Source organism: Candidatus Poribacteria bacterium, assembly GCA_026706025.1.
Classification (GTDB): domain Bacteria; phylum Poribacteria; class WGA-4E; order WGA-4E; family WGA-3G; genus WGA-3G.
Genome location: JAPOZO010000023.1, coordinates 1 through 9,227 on the forward strand (window position 1 = coordinate 1; position 9,227 = coordinate 9,227).

General features: G+C 45.2%; 11 protein-coding genes. All 11 read left to right on the plus strand.

All coding sequences use genetic code 11. The features are described from left to right. Positions 1-881, plus strand: an 881-nt coding sequence (locus tag OXH00_04930; protein ID MCY3740343.1) for a DUF4268 domain-containing protein, incomplete at its 5' end; no start/stop codon positions are given. Between the two features lie 33 nt (positions 882-914). Next, the gene (locus OXH00_04935) at positions 915-1,325 is read left to right on the plus strand and encodes a hypothetical protein (protein ID MCY3740344.1); all 411 of its coding nucleotides are present in this window, start codon (positions 915-917) and stop codon (positions 1,323-1,325) included. A gap of 125 nt (positions 1,326-1,450) precedes the next feature. Beyond that, complete coding sequence (locus OXH00_04940; GenBank protein ID MCY3740345.1) at positions 1,451-1,999, plus strand: hypothetical protein; 549 nt, start codon at positions 1,451-1,453, stop codon at positions 1,997-1,999. Between the two features lie 27 nt (positions 2,000-2,026). Further along, positions 2,027-2,575, plus strand: a complete 549-nt coding sequence (locus OXH00_04945) for a hypothetical protein (protein MCY3740346.1) — start codon at positions 2,027-2,029, stop codon at positions 2,573-2,575. A gap of 114 nt (positions 2,576-2,689) precedes the next feature. After that, complete coding sequence (locus OXH00_04950) at positions 2,690-3,061, plus strand: hypothetical protein (GenBank protein MCY3740347.1); 372 nt, start codon at positions 2,690-2,692, stop codon at positions 3,059-3,061. Between the two features lie 77 nt (positions 3,062-3,138). Beyond that, positions 3,139-3,696, plus strand: a complete 558-nt coding sequence (locus OXH00_04955) for a hypothetical protein (protein ID MCY3740348.1) — start codon at positions 3,139-3,141, stop codon at positions 3,694-3,696. Positions 3,697-3,824: 128 nt separating this feature from the next. Next, positions 3,825-5,198, plus strand: a complete 1,374-nt coding sequence (locus tag OXH00_04960) for a hypothetical protein (protein ID MCY3740349.1) — start codon at positions 3,825-3,827, stop codon at positions 5,196-5,198. A gap of 166 nt (positions 5,199-5,364) precedes the next feature. Next, positions 5,365-6,252, plus strand: a complete 888-nt coding sequence (locus tag OXH00_04965; GenBank protein MCY3740350.1) for an HNH endonuclease — start codon at positions 5,365-5,367, stop codon at positions 6,250-6,252. Positions 6,253-6,458: 206 nt separating this feature from the next. After that, positions 6,459-7,154: a hypothetical protein gene (locus tag OXH00_04970; GenBank protein ID MCY3740351.1), complete on the plus strand. Its 696-nt coding sequence runs from the start codon at positions 6,459-6,461 to the stop codon at positions 7,152-7,154. A 529-nt stretch (positions 7,155-7,683) separates the two neighbouring features. Next, the gene (locus tag OXH00_04975) at positions 7,684-8,064 is read left to right on the plus strand and encodes a hypothetical protein (protein MCY3740352.1); all 381 of its coding nucleotides are present in this window, start codon (positions 7,684-7,686) and stop codon (positions 8,062-8,064) included. A 61-nt stretch (positions 8,065-8,125) separates the two neighbouring features. Beyond that, positions 8,126-9,190: a DUF87 domain-containing protein gene (locus tag OXH00_04980; GenBank protein MCY3740353.1), complete on the plus strand. Its 1,065-nt coding sequence runs from the start codon at positions 8,126-8,128 to the stop codon at positions 9,188-9,190. The last annotated feature ends 37 nt before the right edge of the window (positions 9,191-9,227 follow it).

The window sequence follows — 9,227 nt, forward strand, 5'->3', positions numbered from 1 at the left end:
CAAAGAATATATCATCGAACATCCAAAAAAGTCAACAACTTTATTACAAACTCAATCTTGATGCACTACTAGAAAACCAACTCGGACGGAGCGACCATGACCACCTTGGAAAGCTCGTGACCTATGCGACTGGGTTGCAGGCACCGACGGCTATTTGGATTGCAACGGCATTCGATCAGGAGCACCTCAACGCCCTTGTAGCGTTGAACCGTAGGACGAATAACCTTCTCCGGTGCTTCGGTGTGAAACTTGAATTAAAGCACATTGATAATTCAAGGTGTCTTCCGACCTTCACGCTTGTCGCCGAACCTCACATCAAAATTCAACAACCGACGGATGAGTCTCCAGCTACATCACACAACGAGGCGCAGCAACCCACGGATGATCGTCCACCGCCCCCTGGTGGAAACTCTGTGGAATCCCCCTACTGGTCAGCATTTAGAGAATTCTGGGATAAAAGCGGCTATATCCTCGTTCCTTATGAACGGAATAAACCTAACTATTTTGGTTTCTACATTGGGAATTTTAAGGATTTCTGGTTTGCAGCATGGCGGAATAATATTGAGACAGAGATTGCTGCGAAACTGTTCATGCACTCAAAGAATAACTTTGATGCGTTGGAAGCACAGAAGGGTGTGATAGCGTCTGAAATCCGTGAAGTGGATGAGAACCTTGAATGGGATCGGAGTCCCCCCTACAGTCCTCGTATTCCGCAAGTGGGTTTCTACAAACGCCGGCTTCCAAAGGGAGATCGATCAGATTGGGAGGACCAATTTGAGTGGTTACGTGCGACTTTTGAACATTTAGATAGGGTCTTCAGCCCACGCATAGCAGATATTGTTTCTTCTGTTGAGAATTCTTCGGAGAATGATATTTTATGAGGGGTAAGTTTCTATTTTACGGGGGTGATTTTCATGGGTTGGCCATCATTTCAAGAGGATAATCAGGACGCAGCAGGTGAACCTGTAAAGGCAGGAAAACAGAAGGTTCCAGTCATAGCAATAGAAGAAATAGAAGAAATCATAGAACCCGATCCTAGGACGGAGATATTGAAAGTGAAAAATACAGTTATCATCAAGTCAGATGGTCTGGCGATTAACTCTATTGAGATAGAAAGTTATGCCTTCGACATCATGTTCATGGATGGCGACGAGCAATTAGAACCGCAGATAGAGCTCACTGCAACCGCTGACAGTGGAAAAGTATTTCAGATCTCAACCTTCTATGACATCAAACAAGCGTGTGCTCTACTAACAGATCTTATGTTGGCTATTGAAAATCAGGAAGTTGTCTTTAACGTCCCTGAATACATACAAAAGGGGTAATTTTATATGGGGATCATCCTGTGCTTGCGAAGTGTCCCGAAAGCACGGCGTAGATTGTTATTTCGCATAATCAGGAAATGATATACATCAAGCCTACCTTATAGGAGGTTTCAAGGAGTGTGGAAATGAGATTACGTTTTTGCGAATCCGAAATTGACTATTGGGCAAACTGCTATACAGAATACCAGGAATCCGCAGGGATGCACCACGTTGAGAATGAAGAGAAGGTTATAGGATTTCGGAAGGAGATTCAGAGGCGGGGTCACCTCACCCAATACCACCTGTATAAGGTCATTGATTGGGTATTAAGCGTCTACGGGGTGGACGCGGTAGGTAGCGCATCAAGGAACCACGAAACTCTCATAGAAATAAGCACCAGGCAGGCATTCACGTCCGTAGACGACTGGGAAAAACTGATGACTATGACAGAGTTACGCGGCATCCGACAGACAACCGCTTCTGCAATTCTACACCTCTATGACAAAGAACAGTATCCTATCCTCAGTGGACGGGCACTTTGGTCTGTGGAGGAACCGAAGAGAGATTATTATCCGGACTGGTTCTGGTTGCAGTATATTCAGTTTTGTAGGGATATTGTGAAAAGGAACGAGATAGAGATGCGGACACTGGATAGGGCGTTGTGGTTTTATTCGTATGACAGTAGAGAATGCTAAATAGGAAATAAACGAAGGAAGTGAATTATGAAAAAGGAACCTTCATGGGCAGATGACCGAGCCTTCTATAGAAGTACACGGCATTCCTCACTCAAAGGGGAGTTTACCGCACGTGCGCGAAAAGTCCTCCCGGCTGCCCAGCGAAGCGATTCTACACCAAAACCTTTGATGTCGTCTGGTGTGAAGCAGAAAAAGACGATTGGCGTATTTTTGAGTTTTGAGTTTGGTAAAGATGGTGAACTGCATCGCGACTTCTACTCCGAAGCGGCACGGTACTCGCGATATGAGATGATAGATTATTCTCTCAAGAAGCCGTATTCCCCTGATTTAATCTGGTTGGAGAGTACAAAGAAGCAGATAGGGCTCTCGGACATCATAATTGTAATGGTGGGACAGGAGACACGCAATGCACCAGGGGTCAAAAAAGAAGTGATAGCGGCTCATCGCTTAGAGAAACCGATTTTTCAGGTTCACCCTCGGAGACGAACGCACGGCAAAGTCTACGGAGCCGGTGAAGTGGTTCCGTGGAAATGGAAGCGGATTGACGCGAAGATTGCCGAAAAATTGTTGAAATGAAGCATTTATTGTGTCTCCATTTATTGGACCTCCAATAGTACTGACTTGGATTGAGAAGCCACGCGATTGTAGGATTGAAGCAGAAAAACGAACTTAACACAAAAGGATTCTATTATGTCGGGAGAAACGACTTTATATCAAGTTGAAACGGACACAACATTGGGGGAAGGTGCTTGGAAACTCGCTGTCACGCAATGGTGGAAAAAGCTTCCATACCGAGGAGCGAGTCGCGTTCTATTATGGGAGAATGTGGAAGAGATGATCCCATCTCAGTTCACCTTAGAGCGTATCCTGGCGAGCGATGTTTATACCAATGCCGTCAAATATATTATGTTGGGTACCCGGACAGCTGAGCAGTTCCATAAGTGGATTAACACATTTCGGAGACCAGCAGAGACGCTCGGTGATCGCATGGGGCTATCGCCTAAGAGGATGCAGCGAATCATAGATGAAGTAACAAAAGAACGTAACTACACCGCCCATTAAGTTGAAACGATAAGAATCTCGATATCGCTGGCACAATCACAAGTACTACCCTTGGGTTACAGGACTTGGAGGCAAACGTGAAAGAATTCCTGTTAGCGGATGCACATCAGTTATCAACATCTCCCTCTGAATACGAAGTCACCCGACAGCAGATAGAACGGGCAGAATACAAAACCTTCACACTGGGTGAGGCGGACTTTGACGACCTCGTTTTTATGGAAGCGAATGACTCGGTTTGGGCAAACAATCAGAAGTTGGTAGACATCTTAACACCGAAAGGCAAGTCGCGGACGCTGAAAGAGGTCGTAGACAGGATTCTGGCGGTATATCCGTATGAAAGTCCTATTGAAGTGTTTAAACAACTCTCTAAGGACGAACCGTGGTTTGAAGGATGCTTTATTATCAGTGCACGGTTTGCTCCGCGCTTGATGGGAGAATTGTTGATTCGACCGCTAACGGCTTATGAGAAACCTGCACATTCCCCGAACATCCGGTTTTACCTTGAAGACGGGAATCATCGGGCGTTGGTATATGCCGTCTTCTTGCGGCTGTGTGCGCAAGTGTATCAACCGGTTCGAGTCATTTTCAGCAAAGATTGGACGCATCTGTATCCGTGGGCACAGTTGACTGCGTGACCTTGAATTGGAGTACGATATTTTTCTCAGTTAATATTAAAACTTGCTTGTCAAATCCCTCGTATCATAATCTTGGTTTAGAGAGTGGCCTAAATTTCCAGTGGCAGTCCAGGAGGCTGTGTATAAGCATGACGAAATATCCGAATCGGGAGGCACTTCGCAAAGCTCACGATATATATCGTGATGCTATGCGTTCATTTATCATCCGATGCTTAAGAAAAGTTCGAGGCGAGCAGGTTGAAGACTTAATTCGAGATTCTTTGTCCTATGAAGAAGCAGAACAATTCAAGGAAGACCTGCAAGAACAGAACGGAAACATTGAAGCTGCAATAGATATCAAGCATTTTCCGCACATTATCAGAAAATATTGGCATCGTGATCGTGTTTTCAGTCAACAGTTTAATTCCAATTCAAAGGTCCAATATAAGACTGGAGTGATAGTGGACCGTCGAAATCTTTGGGCACATCCAGGGGTAGAGGATCTGGACGCTGAGCGCACTCGGGCAGCCCTAACTCACGTCGCTGAAGTACTCGGCGAGATCAAAAATCAAGACGCAGAGCGTGAAGTTGAAGATATCCGAGATCGGCTTTTTTCTTATGAAGAGGAAGAACACACCGCAGATGTATCTGACCAACTGGAAGTGGTAAGAGCAGAGAACGCTGACTTGAAAAAACAGCTCAATACTACATCAAGTCGATTGGAGGAAATGGAAACAGAATGGCTTGCTTCCGACGAACGCCTCACAGATATGTCAAATCTGTTGAAATCAGTGGAAGCAGAAAACGCTGACTTGAAAAAACGTCTCTTGGAAAAAGAGAATCGCCTACAGACTGTTGAATCGGAGAGTAACGAACGCATTAAAACCTTGGCCTCAACCCGAAAGGTTTCCGAGCCAAAACCCTCAATAGCGGAGAAGTTCCGTGCAGCAAACACCTTGGAGGACCGCGTGGAAATCGGGCGTAAGGTCGCTGAACTTCGTATAAATGCCCAAGGTTCAAGACCAATGAGTTGGTGCCGGATCCGTGAGAAACTCGGTCTAAAAAACGACGAATTCCACAAAGTTGTCAGGCTCGAGGACCACTTCCAAGAGTCCGTTGTCGAAAGAATCGAATCGTTCGAGGGCGGTTGGCAATACTCTGGTAAACTCAACGTTCTCCTCGGGTTTGAACCCGTCGGGGAATTGGCCAACCGCATTGAGGCGTGCAAGCTAGCACCCAAAGTTGAGCCCAAGGAAGATGCAAAGTGGTATGAATATGCAGGAGAACCCCTGAACACTCCGATTATCCGATCCATTCTCAATACATCATATCCCTGGCAGGGATCCTTGCCGATCTCATCCATTTTAGAAGTCCTTACACAATACCATCTGGAAAGAGGTGGAAGCCCTACCCAGTTGAGAGACTTTCGTACAAGCACGTATGATATCCTGTGTGAAATGGAAGCAGAAGGATGGGCAGAGCGATACAGGGAAGGTAACAAAGATTATTGGTGCCTGATATAAAAGCATTGGAAACACCAGATGAGCAGCACAAAGACAGACGTGTCGTTCACAAACAGAGTCTGAAGAAAAAACGATGATCCACACGCTACAAGACTATATCCAAAGGCTGCAAGACTTATAGAACAGCAAGCAGACTCCGCACAAACCGTTTCTCTTGTTAATAATCATGGAAATGCTGGAAAGCGGCGAGCTCCCCGAAAACCGTATCCCTTTTAGAGAAATCCAAAAGAAGAAGTCTTTCTTTGCAGACCTGATAGCGGTTTTCAATAGCGGGAACACAGCGAACTGGCAACCGAGTCTCCACAATCCCTTTTTTCATCTGAAAACCAATGGGTTCTGGCACTTGGATCCCCCAGAACTGCAATCAAGACCTGCTGGGGGAACCCCTACTGAGGCGTATCTTCGCAACGTGAATGCCACTGCTAAGCTGGACGAGCGTCTTTTTGTTTTACTCGTGATGCCCCAGTATCGGGAGATACTCCGTCAGGTGCTGATCAGCACCTATTTTTCAAATATTAGGCATGAGATTGAACAGGTCATTGAAAAACACCGGAACCTCAGGCGAGAACACATTGAAGGGGATATCGAAGGCTATAGTGAACAATTGATACAGGACACCCAACGCCCCTTTTCAATGCAGAGAGATGTCGCGTCAATCCAAGTAGAAACCCCGGTGCGGAGTGCCGGTTTCCGTAAAGCGATCATGAAGATTTACGAGTATAAATGTGCGGTCTGTGAATTGGACATTCGCACGACGAGCGGTGCGAGTATAACCGATGCCGCCCATATCATCCCGTTTTCTGTTTCGTATAATGATGATGTTCGGAACGGTCTTTCGCTTTGTAAATCACACCACTGGGCTTTTGATGCAAGATTATTTTCTTTGAACGAAACATACCACGTCATTGTTCCACCAATTTCACACGAACATGAACCGACGGAGAGAATGTTAAGTGAGTTACGAGATCAACGTATATGGACACCTTCCCTTGAACGACACCGTCCTCATCAAGAAGCGTTGACATGGCACCGGGAGCGGGTTATGGGAGAATAGCACGGCGTAGATTGCTATTTCGCATCATGAAGGGATAACGATGTACATCAAATGAAAGAACTTGTGAAATCGCTCATTGAGAAAATCGTGTTTATACTGATTGTGATGGAACCGGTGTGAGATGAAAGCATAAATTGAGGTATTTAATTGTGAATTTTAATTGGATTAGAGATTTCTTTAGGAATTTTAATTGGAAAAGTGGGTCAATGCGTAATATCCCTATAAACAGGGTGGTGGAAATAATTACTGGATTGGGAGTTCCAGGGCTCGTGTTGCTTGCGGCAATGTCGGTTTCGGGTTGGACTGGTGCAGCTGCGATAACGACTGCATTGGCGACCCTCGGCGGCCCTCTGGGGATGCTCGGTGGAATCACATTGTTGGGAGGGTTAGTGCTTATCGCATCGGCGATCCCCAAATTTGGCTTTTGGGAGATCTTTAAAAGGGTGCTTGAGAACCTAAAAGAGCAAGGCAAAACTAACGAGGAGATCCTACGAGAAATTGAGAGTTATCCCATTGCTAATGAGTTAAAGCAAAAACTGAGAGATTATATAGAAAATATGGAGGGTGAGAGAACAGATGAGTGGCAGGAGGCAAGGCTTTCTGACTTATCTGAACGGGCGCAAGAGATTCTAAGTGTAGTAGAATCCCTCGTTGGTAAGGATTTTGAGCAGCTTGAATCACGTTTCAACGAAAAGATTGATGATGTTAAAAAAGATCTCAACGGTAGAATGGATAGGTCAGAAACACAATTCAACGAGAAGATTGACGATGCCAAGAAGGATCTGAACAATAGAATGGATGCGTCAGAAAAGCGGTTAAAGTGGTTTATAGCGGTAGCCGTTGCCATTGGCAGCATTATCACAATCGGCAGTGTCGCTTTGATTTTTGGCTTTCTCAATTAAATCCTCAGAGAAATTTGAACAGCGTCAGGAAAAACTAGCGGACTTGTCTGCTGGGTTGAGGAAGATATATCTCGGTTCATGGAAGAAACCAGTTACCTTCTGTATTGGTCTAACGGGAGCAGCATCGGCTGCTTTTGATTGGAATTCTATTATTACTGGTGCTCTGACAGTTTTTGCTACAGGGGTAGGCCTCGTTCCTGATGAACCCAAGGAAGTTGATGTCTATTCCTACCTTTTCTCGGCAAAACGGAGATTTGGGTAACGGATAATCCAAAAACGCTCCCAACGTTTAACTTTCGGTCCATCTATGGAATCGAAACGATACCTGCCGTAATTGAATCGTCTCTTTGTATTCACGTATAGAGCGAAATTTGTAATTTTTTCGTTTTTTTGCTATACTGTTCAAACCAGTTTTGGGTGGCACTACCACGAATCGGACCCCATTCCGATTCTGCCACCCTTCCGCCGTGGTAGGTGGATATAGGACTGGGGCTGGGAAATCCAATCGCCTGTATTGAAAGGAAAAACTATGAAAAGAGAAATGGAAGCATATATCGTTTTATTGCACCTTGTCTCGCAGGGGTGGGCAACCTTTAGCGATATTAGACATCTTGTCGGTTGGGATGTTTGGAAGCGATCGGAGGCACAGCGTATTATCGCCCATATAAATCATAAAATCCTTGCCTTGTCAGAGGCTTGGGATGAGGACATACCGCGCATCAATGCGTTTATGTTTGATCGCCACGGTAAATGTTCAGATTATGTCCTGGCGGAGATCTTTGGCTGTGAGGAGGGTCAGCAGCCATCACCATTCCAGATCGCGGAATATGCGAAAAAGATTGCGACTTACGAGAACTGGGATAAGGTAGTGGAGGCATTTCGGAAAGACGCTTTTGCTGTCACCTCTTGAATTTGAGCAACAAAGTTAATTTTCGATCTAAATTAGTTTTGGCACTTGAAAATGAAAAAAGATGATTGTACTACATGATGGTCCAAATAGCGATCTAAAGCATATTCAGGCAATGGCAGAAATGGCGCAAGACTTCGCCTTATTCGATTATGTTCGTATAGAGCAAGGCGGCAAATCGTGGATTGGACAGGTTATTCAACCCAATCGAAACATTTCAACTGTAGGTAATCCGCTTGATCCAACGATTCTCCACGGACTTGAACTTATGCAGTCAAATCCGGATGTCCAATCCGTAGAATCTGTGCAGGTATTTGAGATATTGATATTAGGGGAATACGACGAGCCTCAGATGTTAACTTCGCGGATACGACCCTTGCCGGGGGCCACCGTGACCAAGTTGGATGTAGAGACAACAAGCCAAGTTATTGGAATACCCCCAAAGAGAACGCTCACGGATGGAAGTTCTAACGTCATCGGTGAGTTACTCAATGCAGACGGGGTACCGCTTTGCATTGACACCTCAACATTTAACCACCATATCATGATTGCAGGTGGAACAGGTTCAGGAAAATCAAACGTTGCGACGAATCTGATTGAGCGCGCGATGAAATTGAATAAATGCGTTTTGGTTCACGACGCAAAGCCTGACTATAAATTGATTAAGTCTGAAAATAGCGACCCAAATGTAGTAACCATCTGGGAACGTTTTCACAAATATGGGTTGACCCCACATTCCGCTGATGACGTAATTCGGGTCGGGTTTCATGAAAAATGTGATTTAAACCGTGTAGATATCATCGCTGGGTGCAGGGCATCGGACTTATCCCCATCTATGTTGGCAGGTTTCTTTTTCCCAGGGACGAACGAACAACTACAATTTGAAGGATTTGCGAGTGCCGCTGATTCCCTTGAGGAGAAGTCATATTCCCTTGATGACATCTTGGACGTTGTCCGAGATCGCATGGAGCAAAACATTGATCCGGTAGATCAGATTCATCGTTCAACAGGAAATACCATACTGCGAAAAGTCGGAGCTCGCAGAGAAGAAATGCCCTGGCTTGATGCTATTGACAAGAGGACCGTTGACAATAGGAAGGTAAAATCTTTTCGCTCATGTCAAGAGTAAGTGCTTTTTACGAGTTTTGCTATAAAATCAACAGAGA

Coding starts and splice junctions, on each gene's coding strand:
- OXH00_04945 (MCY3740346.1), top strand. CDS start 2,027: ATGAAAAAGGAACCTTCATGGGCAGATGACCGAGCCTTCTATAGAAGT.
- OXH00_04965 (MCY3740350.1), top strand. CDS start 5,365: ATGGAAATGCTGGAAAGCGGCGAGCTCCCCGAAAACCGTATCCCTTTT.
- OXH00_04980 (MCY3740353.1), top strand. CDS start 8,126: ATGATTGTACTACATGATGGTCCAAATAGCGATCTAAAGCATATTCAG.
- OXH00_04970 (MCY3740351.1), top strand. CDS start 6,459: ATGCGTAATATCCCTATAAACAGGGTGGTGGAAATAATTACTGGATTG.
- OXH00_04960 (MCY3740349.1), top strand. CDS start 3,825: ATGACGAAATATCCGAATCGGGAGGCACTTCGCAAAGCTCACGATATA.
- OXH00_04935 (MCY3740344.1), top strand. CDS start 915: ATGGGTTGGCCATCATTTCAAGAGGATAATCAGGACGCAGCAGGTGAA.
- OXH00_04950 (MCY3740347.1), top strand. CDS start 2,690: ATGTCGGGAGAAACGACTTTATATCAAGTTGAAACGGACACAACATTG.
- OXH00_04975 (MCY3740352.1), top strand. CDS start 7,684: ATGAAAAGAGAAATGGAAGCATATATCGTTTTATTGCACCTTGTCTCG.
- OXH00_04940 (MCY3740345.1), top strand. CDS start 1,451: ATGAGATTACGTTTTTGCGAATCCGAAATTGACTATTGGGCAAACTGC.